This window comes from Xanthomonas sp. WHRI 7065 (assembly GCF_040203115.2).
In the GTDB taxonomy this organism is placed as follows: domain Bacteria; phylum Pseudomonadota; class Gammaproteobacteria; order Xanthomonadales; family Xanthomonadaceae; genus Xanthomonas; species Xanthomonas arboricola.
This window is the reverse complement of record NZ_CP168194.1, coordinates 75,471-94,134: the sequence shown is the minus strand read 5'-3', so window position 1 is coordinate 94,134 and position 18,664 is coordinate 75,471. Positions and strand designations below refer to the sequence as shown.

Sequence of the window (18,664 nt, the reverse complement as noted above, 5' to 3'; positions counted from 1 at the left end):
GCTGGCCTTCAACGCCTGGCGCTTCCCCTGGGTGCACCTCCCCATCGTGGCGGAGCGCACACGCCGCCATTTGAGTTGCGCGACCTCCGGCTACGGCCCTGAGCAGCGTTCTGCCCAGGCGGTAACCGGCCGTGGCCGCGTGCCCTAGCCCGCGCAGGCTGCCGCAACGCAGCAAAGCGGACGCGACAGCAGCCGCCAAGCCCGTCTTCAAGCCCTAAAACGCACTGATCTTTGCGAAATCGGTCTGCTTGAGACGTTTCGCAACCCTCTTCTTACTTTTCCCGTATACCGTGACTAGCATCACACTTAATTGTGACCTGCGTCTCACTAAACGACGAGAAGAGGGATCTGGCGATGGACAACGGGATGGGGCTGCAGACGCAGCCGCTGGGAGCGCGGGTTGGGGCAGCAGGTGAGCCGTGGGCTGCGCTGCTGCCGGGGTTGACGCGGTTTGCAGGCGACGCCCGCCCGGCCGCATCGCCTGGCGCAGCTGCGCCGGCCACTGACGCCATCAGCCTCAAGCGCCTGCTGCGCAAGGGCGCGCGCGGCCTGCTGCGCACCCTGCCCTGGCGGCACCAGGACCGGCTGTACTACCTGCACACCTTCGGCCGGCTGCCGGATCTATACGCGCCCAAGTGCTTCAACGAGAAGATTCTCTACCGCAAGTGCGTGCACGGCGATTACCCGCTGTACCGGCGGCTGGCGGACAAGTTTGCGGTGCGCCCGTATGTGGCGGCCAGGATCGGTGAGGCGCATCTGATCCCGCTGCTGCTGGAGAGCACCGACCCGCAGGAGCTGCTGCGCCTGCCGCAGTGGCGGCAGACCGTGATCAAGGCCAACCATGGCGCGGCGATGGTGGAGGTGGTGCGCGATGAGCCCGATGCGCAGCAGAAGCGCCGCATCATCGAGCGCTGCGGCCAGTGGCTGCAGACCGACTTTTCCGACAAGGTGCGCGAGATCCATTACCGCGATATTCCGCCGCGCATTTTGGTGGAGCAGTACATCGGCGATGCGCAGCAGGTGCCGGTGGACTACAAGTTCCACATGTTCCGGCAGGCGGACGGCAGTTTTCAGTACGTGCTGCAGGTGATCTACGGGCGCTTCGACACGCCGAAGTTGGGCATGACCTTCTTTGTGGGCAACCTGCACGAGGCCTTTCACCGCATCCGCGACGACGGGCGCGCACCGCCCTGCGCGCCGGCGCTGCTGGAACAGGCGCTGGAGCTGAGCAAGCTGCTGGCAAGCGACTTCGATTACGTGCGGGTGGACTGGTATATCCAGCACGGGCAGGTCTATTTCGGCGAGCTGACCTTTACCCCGGGCGCGGGGCTGGTCACCGGCCTGGACCGCGGGCTGGACCGGATGATGGGCGACATGTGGGTGCAGCGGCGTGCGCCGGTGGCCGCAGCATTTCCCACGCAGGGTTTGGGCGCCAGCGCGCGGGTGCCGGTGCGGTGAGAGCGCTTGCCCGCCCCGTCCGGGCGGCGGGCAACTGACAGCGTGGCCTGAGCGCAGCACGCCTGCGGCCGCCATGGCTTGCTGCATGCGCGGCGCACGCTCGCCACCGCAACGCGCTGCTGCGATGACGATTTGAGCGTGCCGCCTGCAGCGCGGCGTTTATCCGCGCGCCTTCAAATGCAGCATGGGGTAATGCGCATACTGGCCGACACCGTGTTTGATGATCGGGTCCTGTGCGGTGATGGCGGCAATATCCTGGTCGTCGGCAATCTGATACAGCGATAGACCAAAGCCGCCGGTTTCATCGATGACCGGGCCATGCGCCAGCAGCACGCCCTCGGCCAGGCGCTGGTCCAGAAACGCGGCATGCTGCTGCATCAGGGCTTTTTCCTGATCCGACATGGTGGCCAGAAAGTCCGCGCGCGGCGGGATGAATTTGCAGAAATACGCTTTCATTCTCGTGTACTCGTGGCATAGGGGATGCGTCACGGCTTTAGCAAAGCCGTTGATCGGGTGATAACACGGGGGTTTTGCGCGGTTTACTTGATGGAATCAGCAGCTGGATTGGCGCTGCATGTAACGCACAGCACTCAGGCTGTTTTGATGCTTTTGAAAATCGCGCCTTCAAACATCTTTGGCAGGTAACTCTGCAGGAACAGGATCATGCCGGTCATCTTCCCGACCGGGTTGCTGAACTTGGGGTCCTTGGCCTGGATCAGCTTTTGGATAGTGTCCACCACGGCGTCCGGTGCTTCTGCGGTGTCGATTCCCTTCTGGGTCGCCGCGTTGGCCTGCATGCGGTAAGCGTTGTAGTCGGCAATGGTGTTGCCGGCGGCAGGCACTGCGTTGTGGCCCAGATTGGTCTTGAACCAGACCGGCTCCACCATGTTGACCTTGATATTGAACTGGGCAAGTTCGAACCGCAGCGATTTGAAATACCCCTGCACCGCGTGCTTGGAGGCCGCGTAATACGACAGGTTCGGCGGCCCGATCAGCCCCACGATGGAACTGACGGTGATGATCTGCCCGCTCCGCTGCTTGCGGAGGTACGGCAGCAGCGCATTGGTGGTTTTGACCGTGCCCCAGAAGTTGGTTTCGAACTGCTGGCGGCCCACGTCGATGGCGGTTTCTTCGGCGATACCGGTGACCATGTAGCCGGCGTTGTTGACCAGCACATCCAGGCGGTCGACCGATTGGAACAGCGTGGTGGCAAACGACTGGATCGAGGCGTCATCGTCGATATCCAGGCGCAGCAGCTTGAACGGCAGCTTGGCCTGGTGCCTTTCCGGCTCGCGGCTGGTGCCGATGACGTTGAAGCCTTGCTTGTGCAGGTTGGTGGCCAGCAACAGGCCAAACCCTGAGGATGCGCCGGTGATCAGCACTGTCTTTTTCATTGTGGTGTCTCTGAAGGAATGCGGTTTAGGAAAGGTGGAGAAACATCGCCAGCCATCGGCGTGCAGCTGCGCGGTGCCTGACGCTGACCTGCATTGCGGTGTGCGTTGATGCGGACTGCCGCCGCGGTTGCCGCCGCGGCCTGGGCGCCCGTCACCTGCCTGATACGCCCGGTTGGACTGCCCATGCGCCGCATGCTAGTATCGATTTGATAGTGAGTCAATACGGAAATGATATGAACTCAAAAACGTCGTCGGACAGCCTGTGCCCGATCGCCCGGAGCCTGACCTTCCTGGGCGATGCGTGGACGATGCTGATCCTGCGTGACGCCAATTCCGGGCTGACCCGCTTCGATCAGTTCCGGCAGAGCCTGGGGATTGCCCCGACCATGCTGACCAAGCGGCTGGCGACGCTGACCGAGGAGCGGCTGCTGGAAAAGCGCCTGTACTCCACCCGCCCGCCGCGCGAGGAGTACGTGCTGACCCAGGCAGGGCGCGACTACCTGCCGGTGCTGTTCATGATCGGCGCGTGGGGCCGCAAGCACCGTGGCGAGGGCAAGTTGCTGCGTTTTCTGGATGCGGAAACCGGCACCGAACTGCAGCCGGTTGCCATCGACGCAGTCACGGGCGCAGAGATCGGCACACGCGCGATCCGCATGGTGATGCCGGAGTAAGCGCGGCGGCGTGGTGGATGGCTCTCAGCATGCGTTGACGCCTGACGCGCTACCCTCGCGCGCCCTGGCTGCCCCGACCTGGGCAAACTGCGTGACGCATTGGCGTCATGTTGCGCGCCGATGTCGAGGAAAGCCGCGCCGCACTTCCCATCACTACAAGGACGTCACCGTTGTCGCACGTTTCCCTACGCCGCTTCCTGCCGCTCGCCTGTCTGGGCCTGCTGTCTGCCTGCAACGGTGGCACGGCCACCCCCAGCGCGCCGCGCCCGGAGTCCGAGCACTTCACCCTTGCCGAGCTGCAGCAGCTTGGCTGCACCGTCACCGCCACGCCCAAACGCGATGTCCGCAAGATCCCGTTGCTGGGCGAGGTCGATGGCTATGGCGTGACCAGCACCAACGCCTGCGCGACCCACATGATCAGCCTGCTGCAGCCGATGAGCTACGAAGACGCGGTGTGGGAGGGCGCACGCAGCGCCGCCGGCACCTTTGCCAAGGAGCACGGGCTGGAGCGCGAGAGTTATGAAGGCCGGCTCGGCGAGTACAGCGAGATCGAGGTGTTCAGCCGCGGCGGCAAGCCGGTGGGCTTTGAATACAACGTGCAGGCAAAGGGCACGTTGCATTCGGTGGTCGTGCTCTCCGACAGCATCGCGCCGGATGCGGCGTTCGAGGCGGTGATGAAGACCAAGCTGTGAGGGTGTGAGCCTGACTGCCAACCGTTAGCTGGCGCGCCAGATCAATGATAAAGTGGCTACCACCTAATCGTTAACTGGATAACGCCATGACGAATCTGGTCAAGCTGGCGACCGCACGTGCCCTGGTCGACGCCAGTGCGGTCAGGCACGCGTCGGTCATCGGGGAAGCCGGTGCCTGGACCGTGCAATTGCAGACCCATGACCAGACCCGTGTGCTGGCCACCAAGGCGAATGCGCCGCGCCGGTTTGGCAGCTTCGAAAGTGCGTTAAAGGTCTTGCGCGAGATGGGCATGCCATTGGACGTGCTTCACGTGGACGCTGCGCAGTGGGACGCCGAGGGCGGCAATGCGAAGCGCCGGCCTGACCGCTCCGAGGCGATGAAGGTCAAGGAGTTGGATGCACGCTATGCGGTGTCGCTACGCACCCAGACCGAGCATGCCCTGGCCGACCCCCGCCCCGCACTCTCCAGCGCGCAGGCGAAGCAGCAGATGAAGACGCTCAAGACGCAACACCGTGCGGCGCTTGAGGCAGCCCTGGCTGCAAAGGGCACGCGTGCGTGAGCGTGGCCTGGAAGCAGAGCGCGCTGGATGCGCGCACCGCGTTGCTCGCTTCAGCATTGGCGCGCGCGATCGAAATCTCCGACCCGCAGATTTATTTTGCCGCATGTGAACAGGACGACCGGATCGAAACCGAGGGCGACGCGCTGGATGGTGCCGCCACCTATCACTCTGGGCCACTGCCGGGAACGCGGTTGTACACCTGCCAGGACGGCAGATATCTCTTGATCTACACACGCGACGGCGACGATGTGCTGATCCTTGCCCTCGTACCTGCGCGCTCTGATTGGAAGCCGACGTAGTCAGGCGATCAATAGATCCATGACGCGTCGATGCTACCGAGCGATGGGCATACGCGACTGCTCGACGACATCGACAGCGCGCTACACCCCACCCAACGGCTGCAGGCACAACCAGATCGCGCACCAGTGCGAGAGCGCGCCGCCCAGCACGTGGGCGTGCCAGATGGCGCGGTTGTAGACCAGCGACTTGCGCACGTAGAAGGTGACACCCACGGTGTAGAACGCGCCGCCGGCGGCGATCAGCCACAGCACGGTGCTGTCCAGGCCAGCGAGCAGCGGCTTGATCACCACGATGCCGGCCCAGCCCAGCAACAGATAGATCACCACCCAGAAGCCCTTGGCGATGCCGGGCAGGAACAGCTTGGCGAATACGCCGAACAAGGCCACGCCCCACACGCCCAGGATCATCGCCCAGCGCCAGGTGCCGTCGAGGGCGACCAGCAGGAACGGGGTGTAGGAGCCGGCAATCATCACGAAGATGCCGGCGTGGTCGAACTTGCGCAGCATCGGCTGGCGTTGCGGCGGGGCGAAGTTGTAGGCCGCCGAGCAGCCGAACATCACCAGCAGCCCCAGCGCGTAGACGCAGGTAGCCAGCAGCATGGTCTGGTTGGCATGCGCGCGCCAGACCATCCAGGCGCCGCCGACGATGGCCAGGAACAGGCCGGCGGCATGCACGATCACATCGGCACGGCGGGCGGAACGGGTCTTGTAGTGCGGCGCGGTAAGGCTGGGGGAAACGGGCACGGCAGTTCTTCGAAATGGGGGAGCCACAGCGTGCAAGGCAACGGTGACGCGGTGGGGGCAACAGAATACCCGGCTTGCTGAATCCGCTCAGTGACACAGGCTCGCCGGTTCGGCGCTGGTCTCATACCCTGAGACACCTCCCCTGTCTCATGCCCCTCTTTGGGAGCCGCCGTATGCCTCCGTTTGCCCTCGCTCCCCGCACCGAAACCGCCGAACGCGCGCTGGCCACCACCGATGGCCGGCCCAGCCGCGATGGCGCACTGCTCACCGAACGCCTGGAACGGCGCTACCACGACCGCATCACCGGCAGCTTTACCCTGCCCGGGCGCGACGGCCGTTATGCGCCGATTCCCGCCGACGTGCCGGCCGCGCTGGCCGACGCCTTGCGCGCGCGTGGCATCAGCCAGCTCTACAGCCACCAGGCCGATGCCTGGGCGGCCACCCAACGCGGCGAACATGTGGCGATCGTGACGCCCACCGCGTCGGGCAAATCGCTGTGCTACACGTTGCCGGTGGTGAGCGCGGCGATGCGCTCCGGGGCCAAGGCGCTGTACCTGTTCCCGACCAAGGCGCTGGCGCAGGACCAGGTGGCCGAGCTGCTGGAATTGAACCGCGCCGGCGAGCTGGGGGTGAAGGCCTTCACCTTCGACGGCGATACGCCCGGCGATGCACGCCAGGCGATCCGCCTGCATGGCGACATCGTGGTGAGCAACCCGGACATGCTGCACCAGGCGATCCTGCCGCATCACACCAAGTGGGCGCAGTTCTTCGAGAACCTGCGCTATGTGGTGATCGACGAGATCCACACCTACCGCGGCGTGTTCGGCAGCCACGTCACCAACGTGCTGCGCCGGCTCAAGCGCATCTGCGCGTTCTATGGCGCCAACCCGCAGTTCATCCTGTGCTCGGCCACCATCGGCAACCCGCACGCGCACGCGCAGGCCCTGATCGAAGAGCAGGTGCATGCGATCACCGAATCCGGCGCGCCCACCGGCGACAAGCACGTGCTGCTGTGGAACCCGCCGGTGGTCAATGCCGATCTGGGGCTGCGCGCATCGGCACGCTCGCAGAGCAACCGCATTGCGCGCATCGCGATCAAGAGCGGCCTGAAGACGCTGGTGTTCGCGCAGACGCGCCTGATGGTGGAAGTGCTGACCAAGTACCTGAAGGACATCTTCGACCACGACCCACGCAAGCCGCCACGCATCCGTGCGTACCGCGGCGGCTACCTGCCCACCGAGCGGCGCGAGGTGGAGCGCGCGATGCGCGCCGGCAATATCGACGGCATTGTGTCCACCTCGGCGCTGGAGCTGGGCGTGGATATCGGCGCGCTGGATGTGGTGATCCTCAACGGCTACCCCGGCAGCGTGGCGGCGACCTGGCAACGCTTCGGCCGCGCCGGGCGACGCCAGCAGCCGGCGCTGGGCGTGCTGGTGGCCAGCTCGCAACCGCTGGATCAATACGTGGTGCGGCACCCGGATTTCTTTGCCGATGCCTCGCCCGAGCATGCGCGCATTGCGCCGGACCAGCCGCTGATCCTGTTCGACCACATCCGCTGCGCGGCGTTCGAGCTGCCGTTCATTGCCAGCGAGCCGTTCGGGCCGATCGACCCGCTGGTGTTCCTGGAAGCGCTGGCCGAGAGCGAAGTGATCCACCAGGAAGGCGACCGCTGGGAGTGGATTGCCGACAGCTACCCGGCCAATGCGGTGAGCCTGCGCTCGGTGGCCGACGGCAACTTTGTGGTGGTGGACAAGAGCGACGGCAAGCAGCAGATCATCGCCGAGGTGGATTATTCGGCCGCGGCGCTGACCTTGTACGAAGGCGCCATCCACATGGTGCAGAGCACGCCGTACCAGGTGGAGCGGCTGGACTGGGAAGGCCGCAAGGCCTATGTCACGCGCACGCATGTGGACTACTACACCGACAGCATCGACTACACCAAGCTGAAGGTGCTGGACCGCTTCGACGGCGGCGTGGCCGGGCGCGGCGACTCGCATCACGGCGAGGTGCATGTGGTGCGGCGCGTGTCCGGCTACAAGAAGATCCGCTATTACACGCACGAGAACATCGGTTACGGGCCGGTCAATCTGCCCGACCAGGAACTGCACACCACCGCGGTGTGGTGGCAGTTGCCGCAGGCCACGCTGGGCAAGGCATTCGCCTCCAAGCAGGATGCGCTGGATGGTTTTCTGGGTACGGCCTATGCGCTGCACGTGGTGGCCACGGTGGCGGTGATGGCCGATGCGCGCGACCTGCAAAAAGCCGTGGGCAATGGCGACGGCGCGTGGTTTGCGGTGGCCGACCAGACCGGGCGCGGACAGCTGCGCGGCGTGGACGAAGGCGAAGAAGGCGCGGTGGAACTGCAGCAGGCCTTTGTGCCAACGGTGTATCTGTACGACAACTTCCCCGGCGGCGTAGGCCTGAGCGAGCCGCTGTGGCTGCGCCAGGCCGAGCTGCTGCAGCGCGCCGACGAGTTGGTGCGGCGTTGCGACTGCAGCGCCGGCTGCCCGGCCTGCGTAGGCCCGGTGCTGGCCGCGCATGAGGAAGGCAAGGGCGAATCGCCCAAGTCGCTGGCCTTGACCGTGCTGGCGCTGCTGTTCGATGCGGATGCGCCGTTGCGGCATGCCACCCAGGTGGACGATGACCTGGCGCTGGACGTGCTTGCATGAGCGTGAGTGCGGACCGGTTGCGCTTGTTGCGGCGTCAGGCCGGGCATGCCGATGTGCCGGCGCCGGCGGCGCTTGCAGATGGCGCTGCAGCGGATGGTGCGGATGTTTCCGCTGCGGTCGATGCGCAGGCCGATGCCCACCCGCTGCGCGCGGCAGCGGTGGCGCGTACCTCGGGTGATGCAGTCGGTGCGGATGCTGCGGCAGGCAATGCACGCACGCGTGCCGCAGGTGACATGCCTGCGGCGGCGCAGCCAATGCGTGCGCCGGCAGCGCCGGTGCCTGGCAGCGATCCTGGGGTGAGCGCAGAACGCTTGCGCCTGCTGCGCCGCCAGGTCGGCGGGCTGACACCCACGGCGCGCAAGGACGATGCGGTGATGCCCACGCGTGCGCAACGCCAGCTTGCGCCGGGTGCTGCTGCGTCTGCGTCACGCGCTTTGCCGCGCGAGGCGGCTGTACGAAGCGCGCAGCCCGGCAGCGCAGAGGCTGCCGGTGCACCGCGTGCCCAGCCCAGCGCACCGGCCATGACGCGCCGCGCCCTGCAGGCACCGGTTGCTGCAGCGCCTGCGCGCGATAGCTCGGCGTTTGCCTGGGTGGACCACGATGTGCGCCACAAGCCGGCAGGTGCGGCGGCCGATGCGGCAGCGCGCGTGCCGGCGATGCGCGCGACTCCGGTTGCACCCACATCCAACCCGCCACCGCAGCGACGCACCGATATCGCCGGCCTGCGCAAGATGATCGGCCTGCGCGAGCGCGCGGTCTCGGCGCACGCACCGGTACGCGCGGCGTCCACCGACCGGCATCTGCCCGGCAACGAGATCGCGCCCGGCCTGCACCTGATCGAAGCGTTCCTGCCGCAGGCGATCCCGCGCCAGGCGCTGTCGCTGGCCTTCGCCAAGCGCGAGGACGCGGTGGACCCGATGGATCTATTGTTCTTCGACACCGAAACCACCGGCCTGGCCGGCGGCACCGGCACGCGCGCCTTCATGATCGGCGTGGCCGATTGGTACACCGACGCTACGCAGGGCAGCGGGCTGCGCGTGCGCCAGTTGATGATGTCCACGATGGCGGCCGAAAGCGCGATGCTGGATCTGTTCCGCCGCTGGCTGTCGCCGCAGACGGTGCTGTCCAGCTACAACGGCCGCTGCTACGACGCGCCGTTGTTGAAGACGCGCTACCGGCTGGCGCGCCGCGGCGACCCGATCTCTGCGCTGGATCATGTGGACCTGCTGTTCCCCACTCGGCGCCGCTATCGCGGCACCTGGGAGAACTGCAAGCTAGCCACCATCGAACGGCAGCTGCTACGCGTGGTGCGCGAAGACGACCTGCCCGGCTCCGAAGCGCCGGCCGCCTGGTTGAGTTACCTGCGCGGCGGCAGCGCGCGCAACCTGCGCCGCGTGGCCGAGCACAATCACCAGGACGTGGTGACCTTGTCGCTGCTGATGCAGCGCCTGGTGGCGGTGGACGCGCAGGACCGTGAAGTGATTCCGATGCTGGAGACGCCGTAGCGCAAGAGCAGGCGCAATGCGCGCATCCTGGGTGCGCGCGCCACTGCAGTTTGCCGGCAGAGGCGATGTCCACCGGCAACACTGCAAGGCCGCCACCCATTGGCGAGCACCTGAGCGGTCATGCCGCCAAGTCACGCGCGCCGGCGCAGGATCAGTGCGCCGGCATCATTCGCCCGGCTCGATCTGTCTGGCCTGCTCGTTGAGGTAATGGGTCACCGGTGCGCCACGGTACTGATCGGTCAGCCGCCCCAGCGTGTCGGCGCGTGCATCCACCGCCTGCCTGGCGGCGGCATCGTGCGAATGGTCTGCCGAGCGATCCAGAAGCCGGCCTTCGCGCACGGCCGCAACATGCGCCGGGTCGGCAGGCCTGGACGCGGCGCGGAATTCGCTGGTGCGCTGCTGCACGATCGCTGCATCGCGTGCGCTGTCGATGGGCGTCTCTGGCGGCAGGTCCAGTTCCATGCCGGTGTGGCCACGCGCCAGCGTGCGGTTTTCCAGCAGCGCGAGCAGTTCTTCTTCGGGCTGGTCGGTCAGCAGGCTTTCACCGGCGTCGCGAAAGGCACCGGCGGTGGTGCGCTGGATGCCGAAGGCTTCGCCGCTGAGCTTCTGCATCTCGCCGAAGTTGCGCCAGACGTAATAGTCCTTGTCGTGGTTGGCGCGCGGCAGCGAGAAATCCTCGTAGCGGTAGCCGGACGAGAATGCCGCCTGCGCGTAGGACGAGTCGGGCTGGCGCAGGCGTGTGCGTGTCAGCTCCATGGCCTTGCCCGCAGCGCTTTGCTGATCGGTGGCCACCGCCTCCACGATGACCGGGCGCATCCGGTTCCAGCTTTCCAGCCATTGCACCGCCGTGTCGGCCAGCCCCTCCGGGCCATCGTCCTTGCCCGGGAAGAAATCGCGCAACTGCGCGTCGGCGAGCATGCCCTGGCTGAAGACCGGCACCACGTTGATCTTGGCCAGTAGGCGATCGAGCGCGGCACGGCGGGGCGCGTCCTGCGAGTGCAGCGGATTGATCTGGTAGTGCTTGTACAGATTGGACAAAAATTGATCGAAGCCGCCTGTGTAGTACTTGGCATACAGCTTGATCGCAGCGCCCTGGCGCAGGTCCGGCCGACGCATCAGCAGCATCGCCACCGCCTCGCCGGTGTCTTCCTTGCAATCCAGCGCCACCGACATCGCCTCCGGCTTCTGCAACGCGTGCTCCAGCGCCTGCTCCACGGCGGCAATGCTCTGATCGGTCTTGATGAAGTTGCCGTCGACCGGGTTGCGGATCACCAGCGGCATCTCGCGCAACTGCGCGAACGGGACCTGCGAGACCAATCTGTTCTGCGGGTCGTCGGTCATGCGGCCAATGCTGAAGTCGTGCATCAACACCGGTACGCCGTCGGCGCTGACCTCCACATCCAGCTCCAGGTTGCGATAGCCGTGTTCGTAAGCGCGATCGATGGCGGCCAGCGAGTTTTCCGGGATGCCGGCGTGGTTGTCGAACAGGCCCCGGTGCACCATCACGTCCTTGCCCAGCGCGCGCGTGCTGGGCGCCTGGAAATACGCGTCGTGGACGAGCTCCTTGCGGTGCTTGCGCAGCAGCGCGTCCTTGCCGGCCACCAGATGATGGTCGTTGCGCTTGAAGAACGCTGCGCCGCCGTCGCGCGCCGGCACCTCGTGGCCGTGGTAGCGCGCGGCCTGCTGCAACTTGCGCCGCGGCTGCGCGGGCGTGGACGCGGCGGGCTTTAGCCAGCCGGGTGTTTCCAACCCATGGGCGCGCAGATCCAGCGCCTTGCGCAATGCCGTGCATGCGGCATCGCTGAAAGTATCGCCAGGCGCAAACGCGTGGCCCAGATCGAAGACGATGCGGCCCTGCTGCGCATCGACCAGCACCGGGCCGGCCGCTGCACGCGAGTGCTCGGGCAAGCTGGCGGTCATCTCGTCGAACGCGGCGGTGTCCAGATACACCGGCTGCAGCGTTCCGGCGGCAAAGCGTGCCGCGATGCTGTCGGGCCCGGGTGCGGGAGTGGCCTCCTGAGCCAACTGCTTGGCCAGCGCGCTTTGCGCGGCCTGCAAGGTGATCTGGTGCGCCTGCACTTCGGCCAGGCGCTGCTCGGAGAACTCGCCGTCCAGCGCCACCAATGCCTGCTTGCCGGTCATCGCGCTGTCGTCCAATGGCACCAGCGGCGGTAGCACGGCGGCCTGGCGACGCGGGCGTGCGCGCAACGGCGGGTTGCCGCCTGGCGGGTGCGGCACCTCCATCGGGGTGATCGCGCTGGTGTGCGCCGGTGTTGCCAGCGCGGTGGTGGGCGTGGCGGCGGGTTGCAAGGGAGCAATACGCATGACGACCTCAAGAGCACTGCGGGCGGCCAGTAAACCGCTTGGCAGATGACAATGCGCAACCGAGGCGAACTATGCCGCCGCGATGCGAAACGATGCCCCGCCGCAACGCCGGCGCACTACGCCGGCTGGTCCATCGCCTGCGCTAGAACAGCGTTTCCTTGAACGGCAGCATGGCCGCGCCCAGCACCGTGGCGTGTGCCTGCACCTGCCCGACCAGCAATGCCGGATACGGCGATGCGACGCCGCGCCGTGGCGCCGGCTCGAAGGCGACCCGGGCGATCAGCCGCTGCGCAAGATCTGCCGGCAGGCGCGCGCCAAAGACGATGACGCGCGGGTCGATCAACGCGATGATCGCCGCCACCGCCAGGGTCACGGTGGGTTGCACCGCATCCAGCCAGGCCTCGATCTGCGGCCATGCCGGATCGTAGTGCTGCAGCATGGTGTGCAGGTCCGGCAGCGCATGGCCATCGGCGACCAGCGCCTGGCGCAGGCTTTCCAGCGTGGGCCGCGCACTGCCGGTGATGGCCGAGATGCGCCCCAGTTCGCCCACGTTGCCGTGCGCGCCGCGGTGCACGCTGCCAGCGGCGATCACGCCTGCGGCAAACCCGTCGGCGATGGTCAGATAGACCAGATCCGGCGACTGGCGGCCGACCCCGTACAAGGCTTCGGCCAGGGCGGCGCAATGGGCGTCGTTGTCCATCCAGACCGGCAACTGCAGGCGTTCGGCGATGAAGCGGTCCAGCTCGACCTGCATCCATTCGGCGGCCAGCGTGAGCGGCGGATTGACCCGCGTGCCATCGCCGATGCGCGGGCCGGTCATGCTGACGCCCACCCCGAACAGCCGCTGCCGGTCGACACCGGCCGCCTGCAGCAACTGCTCCACCAATTCCGGCAACTGCGCCGCGACCAAGTCCAGCGTCAGCGGGAACGCTGTGAGCTGGCGCATGCCGCGCACCTGCCCGGCGAAGTCGATCAGCACCACCGCGATGCCATCGACCATCAACGAGACCCCCACGCTGAATGCGTAGTCGGGCACCAGACTCAGCTCGACGCTGGGTTGACCGCGCCCGCGCCGCAACGACGGGCCGAGCTGGAGCAGGCCATGTGCGACCAGCGGGTCGATGATGCCCTTGGTACCGGGGACGCTGAGCCCGCTGGCGCGCGGCAGATCCGCACGCGCCAGCTGGCCGGCACTGCGGATCAGATCCAGCAACGCGCGCTCGCTGGAACCGGCGGCCTGGCCGTCGCTACGACGGCGGTAATGCGAACGAATGGCCGCGTGGGCGAAGAAGGAAGACATGGAAGGGAAAAGAACCGGTGGTGTCACATAAGCTTAAATTAAGCAGATTAATTTAATCGGCTTGCGGCCACCACGTTGGGGCTGCCCGACAGTGCGGATCGTGCCATGCGTCTGTTTCATCGCTCCCCCTCTGGCTTCCTGTGTCTGCCCGGCCCGGCCTGCATCGCGCAGCGTCGCACATTGTCGCTCGCGCTGGGCATGGCCGTTTCGGGCTGGATGCAGGCGCCGGCGCAGGCCGCCGAGGCGCCCGCCGATGCCTCGCCGCAGACCCTGGATGCGGTGCAGGTGCGCACCTCGTTCCAGTCGCAGAACACGCGCGCCATCGCCACCAAACAGGCCGCGCCCACCGTCGTGGACTCGGTCGCCGCCGACAGCATCGGGCAGCTGGCGGACTTCAATGTGGGCGATGCGCTGCGCCGGGTCACCGGCGTCAGCACCGTGGAGTACCAGGGCGAGCCGCGCTACGTGACGGTGCGTGGCCTCAACGGCAACTACAACAGCATGCTGATCGACGGATTTGCGTTTGCCAGCAACGACATCGGCAGCCGCCAGGCGATGATGGATGTGCTGCCGGCCAACTTTGTCGACCGCATCGATGTGGCGAAGTCGTTCCTGCCGGAAAACGATGGCGGCGCGATCGGCGGGGTCACCAACCTGGTCACCGCCACCGGCTTCGGGCGCCCGGACGGCCTGCTCACCTTCTCGGCCAAGGGCGGCGCCAACCTGATGGGCAGCCGCTACGGCGGCCGCTCGCCGGTTGGCGAGGGCGACCTGAAATGGGGCAAGCGCTTCGGTCGCGACGGGCAGTTCGCCTTTTTGGGCGCTGCCAGCCAGTGGCGGCGCGAGATCGCGGTGCCGCAGCAGGAAAACGGCGGCGGCTTGAACTGGTACGCCGCCGACGACACGCGCGACCCGGTGCCCTACGGGGGCACCGGCGCTGCGGTTCCCGGCGAACGGCGCTGGTACAACTACGCCAACACTCGCGAACGGCGCGGCCTGACCGCACGCGTGGACTGGCAGCCGGAGGGTCCGCTCAGCGGCCATGTGTCCGGCTACAGCTTCCGCCAGCGTGAGGCCTCGGACCGCAATACCCAGAACGCCCAGGTGCAGAACAGCGCACGCCTGACCCGCACCGGCGCGCAGAGCGGCACGCTCGACAACCTCAATCAATACGTCGAACTGGGGCGGTTGCGCTGGAAGCGCGCGCTGACGGGCATCAATGGCGAGCTGCTGGCCGAGTTGCCGGCGCAGTGGCGCGCCGCGCTGCGCGCGAGCACCTCGCGCGCCACGGTGGACAACCCGCAGACCTGGGACCGCTTCCAGCAAAATCGCCTGGGGTACGGGTTCGACTGGAGCGGCACGCTGCCGGCCTTCACGCCCCTGGATCCGGCCCTGGCTGATGACCCGGCGCGCTACCCCAACGCCTATCACCAGCAGGAGCGCACCGACTACGCCGAACGGGTCGGCGACCTGCAGCTGGAGCTGCGTCGCAACATGGACGAGGACAGCCGCGGGCTGGGGCTGGCCGCGGGCGCGCGGCAGGTCCGCACGCATATGCGCACCACTGTGCAGCGCACTACCTGGAACGGCCTGCCTGACACATTGGCCGACGTGCTGGGCCGCCCGACCTGCGCCCTGGGCTGCAACAGGGAGATGATGACCATCGACCCGGCATTGGCCGACGCACGCTGGGATGCCCTGGCCGGCCAGGCGCGCGGGGTGGTGGACACCACCGCGCAGAACAGCGGCAGCTATGGGGTCGACGAACAGGTGCGCGCCGGCTTTGCCCAGGCGCAATGGCGCGGCGAGCGCTGGCTGCTGGCTGGCGGCATCCGTCTGGAACAGACACGCTTTGCCAGCGCCGGCCAGCAGCTGAGCGGAACCACCTGGACACCGGTCAGCGCGGTGCGCACCTACCGCAACTGGTTGCCATCGCTCAGCGGGCAACTGCAGACCAGCGCCAACGGCACGCTGCGCGTTGGCGTGTCGCGCTCGATCGGGCGCCCGCGCCTGGACCAGATGGCCTTGAACGGCGGCGTGCTCACGCTGGGGAGCACACCGCCCACGCTCAACCAGGGCAACCCGGACCTGCAGCCGCGCCGCTCGCAGAACCTGGACCTTGGCCATGACTGGAGCTTCGACGACGGCGGCAGCCTGCTGTCGGTCGCGCTGTTCCACAAGACCATCGACGACGAAATCTTCCGCTACGGCCAGATGGACAGCATCGACGGCGAGCAGGTGCTGGTCACCCAGCCGCGCAATGTGGACCGGCCGGTGCGCCTGCGCGGCGCCGAGCTGGGGGCCATCAAGGAGCTGGGGCCGTGGTTGCCCGCGCTGGCCGGCTTGTCGGTGACCGCCAATGTCACGTTCCTGGACGTGGACTACCCGGTGGTGCTCGGAGATGGCACCAGCACCACCCTGGACGTGCTGCCGCAGCAGCCCAAACAGTTGTGGAATCTGACCCTGAATTACGCCCGTGGGCCGTTGCGCGCCACGCTAGCCTGGAGCCGCACCGGCGAGCTGTGGGATGACCGCTTTCCCAATTACAGCAGCCTGCAGGAGTTCTATCGCAACCGTTACCAGCAACCGCTGGACCGCATCGATCTGAAACTGGGCTGGGACGTGTCCCCGGCGGTGTCGCTGAGCCTGGACGTGCTCAACCTGGCTGGCCAGGGCTACCAATACCGCATCGGCCGCGATCAGGAGTATGTGCAATCGGCCTGGAAGATGGCCCCCACTGTGATGGTCGGCGTCAACGTCAAACTTTGAGGAGCTAAGCATGTCGTCATGTCTGGATACCACCTTCAGCCGCCGTCGTCTGCTCACCGGCGCCGCCGGCGCTTCGTTGCTGGCAACCGCATTACCCTCGCTTGCCGGTGCAGCGCCGCCCGCGGATGTGGGCCGCAAGTTCCTGCGCTCCAGGCGGCCGATGCTGTTTGCCGGCAACACGTTTGTCGGCCATCTCGAGCAGCAGGGCGATGGCTACGCCAGCTTCGACCGGGTGCTGGACATCTACCGCGAGCTGCCCAAGCACGGCTTTGCCAACAAGCTCGCCGTGCTGCCGCCCAGCAGCTATCACGTGACCTTGCTGGGCGGGGTCAATGAAACCGACCGCGCGCACGGGCCGTGGCCGAGCGATCTGGCGCGCGATGCTGCGCTGGCCGACATCAACGCCAGCTTCCTGTCGCGGTTGCAACAGCGCAACACCACGCCGCTGGGGGCGTGTCAGTTTGTGATCGACCCCACCGCGGCCATGACCGGCAGCAACGACAATCTGCTGATTCCGTTGCTACCTGCCGATGCGGCCACCGCGCAGCGGCTGGAGACGGCGCGCAAGGGCCTGATGGCGCTGACGCTACTGCAGCGCCCGGACTATAGCCACTACCGGTTCCACATCTCGCTGGCCTATCTGTGCGAGACGCTCGATGCCGACGAACAGGCGGCCTACCACGCTGCAGTGGGCGTGTGGCTGAAGCGGCTGGCTGCCGCCGGCCCGATCACGGTGCCGCTTTTCCACTTCTGCACGTTCAACGATATGTATGCGTTTCGTACGCTCCGCGAGGTGTGACGTTGAGTGCGTATGGCCATCTGTTGTGCGTGTAACGACACCTGCTGCGGCGCTGCAAGCTGATCATTGGCCGTGTGTACGGACGCGCAGCGCTGTAAAGCCCCTCTCCCCTCGGGAGAGGGGCTCTACTCCCTGGCACGTTGGTTGTGACGTACTGGTGTTAGGTGTTGCGCACAGTGTGGTGATGCGTGCGTCTGCAGCGGTCGTGCACGACGTGTCCTCAGACACGCACTTCCGACACCTCGGTCACCATCTGCCACGCTGCAAACTCCTGCTCGAATTCGGCCAGGGTCAACAAGCCCATGCAGGCATGCGCGCCGATCGGTAATGCCTGCCCTTCGGCAAGTTTGCGTACCAGCAGGATTGCGGCGAAGCAGGGAATCTCCGGGCCGTGCAGCATCGCAGCGGTGAGGTCCCAATGCAGTCGCAGCGGCCGGGGACCGCCAGCCTGGGGATGGCTCATGCCACGCAGCTCCACGCGCATGCCACCGAGGTCGGTGCCGAAGCGATCAAACCAGCGTGCCGCACGTGCAAACACCTCGGCCAGGCGCGCCATCGGCAATGGCACGCCGTGGTGACGCAACCAGGCGACACCGGCCAGGCAGCGCTGCAGGAACGGCACTTCCAACGCTGCGCGAAACTGCACGCTCTGCACGCCTGGATAGCGCGGTGGCAGCAGATCGTGATCGGGCACATCGCAGGGCGACGCAAGCCGCGGCGCGAGCTGGGCGAACTGCACGCGTGTGGGTCTGGCCCAGCCCACCACCGTTTGCCAGCGGCCCTCATGCAGCCATGCGAACGGCGTGCCGCAGTACGACAACACCGCACGCACGGTGGACAGGCCAAGCGGTGTGCCTTGCGCGGGCGCGATAACCATGCGGATGTCGCGCAACGCGGAAAAACGTGGGAGCAAGGCATCGATCACGGCGCTCGACAGCGCGGGCAAGGTGCTGGCGCCGCTGATGGCCACACGCTGCGCTTGCCTTGCCACTGCATCCACTGCCGCGGGGAAATCGCGGACGAACGCGCGGCCGTCGGCCAGGTCGATGTAGTGCATGCCGGCCTGCAGGCAGGTGTGCGCCACGGCGTAATCCTGGCCCTGGAACGGGCCTGCGGTATGCACCACCGCATCGGCGGCAGTGGCCGCCAATTGCGCGGCAAAATCGCTTGCGTCGATATCCAGGCGACAGCACGCGATGCGACCGGGTGCCACATCCGGCCACTTGGCCGCCACATCGCCGGGATGCCGCCCGGCCGCGATCACCTGCAGTTGCGCCGTTGCCGCCAGCGCCCGCACGATGCGCGCGCCGAAATGCCCGAAGCCCCCCAACACCACCACCCGGTACGTCATTGTCCGCTCGCCGTCTGCGCCTGTTGCACAGTATCGGCGAGCAGCGGCGTCACCGAGTCACCAGCGCTGTGTGTCGCCCGCCGCGCGTGCCTGCACGGCGCGTGCGGCGCCGAGCCGGTTTGACGCCA

General features: G+C 66.9%; 15 protein-coding genes. 9 read left to right on the top strand and 6 right to left on the bottom strand.

Features of this window, described 5'->3' with window-relative positions; all coding sequences use genetic code 11:
• Positions 1-366: 366 nt before the first annotated feature.
• The gene (locus ABQY64_RS00355; RefSeq protein ID WP_349779671.1) at positions 367-1,458 is read left to right on the top strand and encodes an ATP-grasp fold amidoligase family protein; all 1,092 of its coding nucleotides are present in this window, start codon (positions 367-369) and stop codon (positions 1,456-1,458) included.
• 159 nt (positions 1,459-1,617) lie between these two features.
• Here the strand turns inward: ABQY64_RS00355 and ABQY64_RS00350 are convergent, their stop codons facing one another.
• Both ABQY64_RS00350 and ABQY64_RS00345 read right to left on the bottom strand, forming a co-directional pair.
• Positions 1,618-1,947, bottom strand: a complete 330-nt coding sequence (locus ABQY64_RS00350; RefSeq protein ID WP_241235272.1) for a YciI family protein — start codon at positions 1,945-1,947, stop codon at positions 1,618-1,620.
• A gap of 101 nt (positions 1,948-2,048) precedes the next feature.
• Positions 2,049-2,852 (bottom strand): SDR family NAD(P)-dependent oxidoreductase, encoded by an 804-nt coding sequence (locus ABQY64_RS00345; protein ID WP_349779610.1) that lies wholly within the window; start codon positions 2,850-2,852, stop codon positions 2,049-2,051.
• A gap of 233 nt (positions 2,853-3,085) precedes the next feature.
• On the opposite strand from ABQY64_RS00345, the gene ABQY64_RS00340 reads away from it, so the two are divergent.
• From ABQY64_RS00340 to ABQY64_RS00325, 4 genes are all read left to right on the top strand, one after another.
• Positions 3,086-3,523 (top strand): helix-turn-helix domain-containing protein, encoded by a 438-nt coding sequence (locus ABQY64_RS00340; protein ID WP_024940059.1) that lies wholly within the window; start codon positions 3,086-3,088, stop codon positions 3,521-3,523.
• A gap of 170 nt (positions 3,524-3,693) precedes the next feature.
• Positions 3,694-4,215, top strand: coding sequence for a hypothetical protein (locus ABQY64_RS00335; RefSeq protein WP_016902924.1), 522 nt, complete (start codon positions 3,694-3,696; stop codon positions 4,213-4,215).
• Between the two features lie 86 nt (positions 4,216-4,301).
• Positions 4,302-4,775 carry a hypothetical protein gene (locus ABQY64_RS00330; protein ID WP_349779609.1) on the top strand — a complete coding sequence of 158 codons (474 nt, stop codon included), beginning with the start codon at positions 4,302-4,304 and terminating at the stop codon, positions 4,773-4,775.
• Complete coding sequence (locus tag ABQY64_RS00325) at positions 4,772-5,074, top strand: plasmid stabilization protein (RefSeq protein ID WP_039411584.1); 303 nt, start codon at positions 4,772-4,774, stop codon at positions 5,072-5,074. The genes ABQY64_RS00330 and ABQY64_RS00325 overlap by 4 nt, the downstream gene beginning before the upstream one ends.
• A gap of 81 nt (positions 5,075-5,155) precedes the next feature.
• Here the strand turns inward: ABQY64_RS00325 and ABQY64_RS00320 are convergent, their stop codons facing one another.
• Entirely contained in the window at positions 5,156-5,818 is a 663-nt protein-coding gene (locus tag ABQY64_RS00320) for a hemolysin III family protein (RefSeq protein ID WP_039511099.1), read from the bottom strand.
• A 173-nt stretch (positions 5,819-5,991) separates the two neighbouring features.
• Between ABQY64_RS00320 and ABQY64_RS00315 the strand changes: the two genes are divergently transcribed.
• Together ABQY64_RS00315 and ABQY64_RS00310 are read left to right on the top strand one after the other, a co-directional pair.
• Positions 5,992-8,487: a DEAD/DEAH box helicase gene (locus ABQY64_RS00315; protein ID WP_349779608.1), complete on the top strand. Its 2,496-nt coding sequence runs from the start codon at positions 5,992-5,994 to the stop codon at positions 8,485-8,487.
• Positions 8,484-9,992, top strand: a complete 1,509-nt coding sequence (locus ABQY64_RS00310) for a ribonuclease H-like domain-containing protein (protein ID WP_349779607.1) — start codon at positions 8,484-8,486, stop codon at positions 9,990-9,992. The genes ABQY64_RS00315 and ABQY64_RS00310 overlap by 4 nt, the downstream gene beginning before the upstream one ends.
• Positions 9,993-10,157: 165 nt before the next feature.
• Here ABQY64_RS00310 and avrBs2 read toward each other — a convergent pair whose 3' ends face one another.
• On the bottom strand, positions 10,158-12,317 hold the full coding sequence (gene avrBs2 / locus ABQY64_RS00305; RefSeq protein WP_349779606.1) for a type III secretion system effector avirulence protein AvrBs2: 2,160 nt from the start codon (positions 12,315-12,317) through the stop codon (positions 10,158-10,160).
• A gap of 142 nt (positions 12,318-12,459) precedes the next feature.
• A complete protein-coding gene (locus ABQY64_RS00300; RefSeq protein WP_011035309.1) occupies positions 12,460-13,617 on the bottom strand; it encodes an ROK family protein in 1,158 nt (385 codons plus the stop codon).
• 105 nt (positions 13,618-13,722) lie between these two features.
• Here ABQY64_RS00300 and ABQY64_RS00295 point away from each other — a divergent pair, with 105 nt between their 5' ends.
• Complete coding sequence (locus ABQY64_RS00295; RefSeq protein WP_374151328.1) at positions 13,723-16,386, top strand: TonB-dependent receptor; 2,664 nt, start codon at positions 13,723-13,725, stop codon at positions 16,384-16,386.
• Positions 16,387-16,396: 10 nt separating this feature from the next.
• Entirely contained in the window at positions 16,397-17,185 is a 789-nt protein-coding gene (locus ABQY64_RS00290; RefSeq protein WP_349779605.1) for a DUF1868 domain-containing protein, read from the top strand.
• Positions 17,186-17,405: 220 nt separating this feature from the next.
• Here the strand turns inward: ABQY64_RS00290 and ABQY64_RS00285 are convergent, their stop codons facing one another.
• Complete coding sequence (locus tag ABQY64_RS00285) at positions 17,406-18,536, bottom strand: saccharopine dehydrogenase NADP-binding domain-containing protein (RefSeq protein WP_349779604.1); 1,131 nt, start codon at positions 18,534-18,536, stop codon at positions 17,406-17,408.
• Positions 18,537-18,664: the final 128 nt, after the last annotated feature.

Bases quoted from the DNA above. Each gene is read 5' to 3' on its own strand.
- ABQY64_RS00310 (WP_349779607.1), top strand. From the start codon at position 8,484: ATGAGCGTGAGTGCGGACCGGTTGCGCTTGTTGCGGCGTCAGGCCGGG.
- ABQY64_RS00315 (WP_349779608.1), top strand. From the start codon at position 5,992: ATGCCTCCGTTTGCCCTCGCTCCCCGCACCGAAACCGCCGAACGCGCG.
- ABQY64_RS00340 (WP_024940059.1), top strand. From the start codon at position 3,086: ATGAACTCAAAAACGTCGTCGGACAGCCTGTGCCCGATCGCCCGGAGC.
- ABQY64_RS00295 (WP_374151328.1), top strand. From the start codon at position 13,723: ATGCGTCTGTTTCATCGCTCCCCCTCTGGCTTCCTGTGTCTGCCCGGC.
- ABQY64_RS00300 (WP_011035309.1), bottom strand. From the start codon at position 13,617: ATGTCTTCCTTCTTCGCCCACGCGGCCATTCGTTCGCATTACCGCCGT.
- ABQY64_RS00345 (WP_349779610.1), bottom strand. From the start codon at position 2,852: ATGAAAAAGACAGTGCTGATCACCGGCGCATCCTCAGGGTTTGGCCTG.
- ABQY64_RS00285 (WP_349779604.1), bottom strand. From the start codon at position 18,536: ATGACGTACCGGGTGGTGGTGTTGGGGGGCTTCGGGCATTTCGGCGCG.
- ABQY64_RS00330 (WP_349779609.1), top strand. From the start codon at position 4,302: ATGACGAATCTGGTCAAGCTGGCGACCGCACGTGCCCTGGTCGACGCC.
- ABQY64_RS00355 (WP_349779671.1), top strand. From the start codon at position 367: ATGGGGCTGCAGACGCAGCCGCTGGGAGCGCGGGTTGGGGCAGCAGGT.
- avrBs2 (WP_349779606.1), bottom strand. From the start codon at position 12,317: ATGCGTATTGCTCCCTTGCAACCCGCCGCCACGCCCACCACCGCGCTG.
- ABQY64_RS00290 (WP_349779605.1), top strand. From the start codon at position 16,397: ATGTCGTCATGTCTGGATACCACCTTCAGCCGCCGTCGTCTGCTCACC.